Source organism: Falsiroseomonas sp. E2-1-a20 (assembly GCF_051433195.1).
In the GTDB taxonomy this organism is placed as follows: domain Bacteria; phylum Pseudomonadota; class Alphaproteobacteria; order Acetobacterales; family Acetobacteraceae; genus Falsiroseomonas.
This window is the reverse complement of sequence record NZ_JBHMFT010000152.1, coordinates 1-1,340: the sequence shown is the minus strand read 5'-3', so window position 1 is coordinate 1,340 and position 1,340 is coordinate 1. Positions and strand designations below refer to the sequence as shown.

At 66.6% G+C, this 1,340-nt stretch carries 1 protein-coding gene; it reads right to left on the bottom strand.

What is annotated here, in order from left to right; all coding sequences use genetic code 11:
- Positions 1-245: 245 nt before the first annotated feature.
- Positions 246-1,262 (bottom strand): IS110 family transposase, encoded by a 1,017-nt coding sequence (locus ACFHPP_RS31045; RefSeq protein ID WP_437167083.1) that lies wholly within the window; start codon positions 1,260-1,262, stop codon positions 246-248.
- Between the last annotated feature and the right edge of the window lie 78 nt (positions 1,263-1,340).

The following is a 1,340-nucleotide window of genomic DNA, read 5'->3' as shown; positions in this document are numbered from 1 at the left end:
TGATTCATGTGTGGACGGCCCCTTTGAGACAAGGGTTCGGACGCGGATGACGAGGTCTGGATGCGGTCATGTGTCCGGCCTGTTGGTGCGGCCGATGACCGCTGGCCCAGATGAGGTCCGCGAGCGGGCGCCAGACAAGCTGGCGGCTTCGGAAAGCCGTTGAATCACGCGGCGTGTTCCCGCTCGTCGGTCCGACCGATCGTCATCTTGCGTCGTTGCCCTTCCCTCTCGGCACCGGAGCGCGATCAGGCCATCGCCGCAGGCGGGCGATAAGCTGTTCCGCGCTCCATCATGGCCCACACGATGCGGGCCATCTTGTTGGCCAGGGCGATGGCCGCGAGCTTGCGCGGCTTACGCCCCAGCAATGCCAGCAACCACGGTGAGCCGTTCCGGCTGCCCGTCCGGGCATGCCGGATGGCCGTGGTTGCGCCAAGGACGAGCAGCTGGCGGATCCTCGAGTGGCCCGCCTTGCTGATGCGGCCGAGCCGCTGTTTGCCGCCTGAGGAGTGCTCGCGCGGCACCAATCCAAGCCACGCAGCCATGTGGCGGCCGCTTTCGAACTGGGCGGGCTCCAACGTGAGCACCAGCGTCATAGCGCTGATTGGCCCGATGCCGGGCACACCGGTCAGCCGCCGCGCCACTTCGTGCACCTTGGCAGCCTCCGCCAGCTCCCGGTCCAGGATCGAGATCTCGTCGTCGAGCACCGCAATGCACCGCCCGAGGCGTTCCATTTCACGGATTGCCGCAGGCGGAACACCATCGTCTGCCTTGAGGCGCTCCAACAGTTCGGGGACGCGGCTGCTGCCCTTGGCCACAACGATGCCGAATTCCGTGGCATGGCCTCTGAGCGAGTTGATGAGCTGGGTCCGCTGCAGCACCAGTCGTTCCCGGACGCGTAATACCATGGCCTGCGCCTGGCGCTCCAGCGAGCGCACGGGAACGACGCTCATTCCCGGTCGCCCGGCCGCCTCGCAGATCGCCTGGGCGTCGGCGCGATCGTTCTTGCCGCGCCGGACGAAGGGCTTGACGTATTGCGGCGGGATCAACCGGACCCGATGTCCGCGCGCCTCGAGCATCCGCCCCCAGTGGTGGGCACCGCCGCTGGCCTCCAGCACAAACTCCGTGGGCTCGATCGAGGCCACAAAAGCTTCGAACCGGGCACGCGACAGGTCGCGCCGCAGCACGGCACAGTCCGCCTCATCGATCCCGTGAACCGTGAACACGGCCTTGGACGTATCAACAGCAATCCGCTTGAATGCCATCGGACGGCTCCCTGTTTGAGTCTCAACAGCCAAACACTGGCACACCGCGATGCCGTGGGGCCGTCCACCTCAACAAGC

Excerpts from the sequence above, each read along its gene's own strand:
- ACFHPP_RS31045 (WP_437167083.1), bottom strand. The coding sequence starts at position 1,262 with ATGGCATTCAAGCGGATTGCTGTTGATACGTCCAAGGCCGTGTTCACG.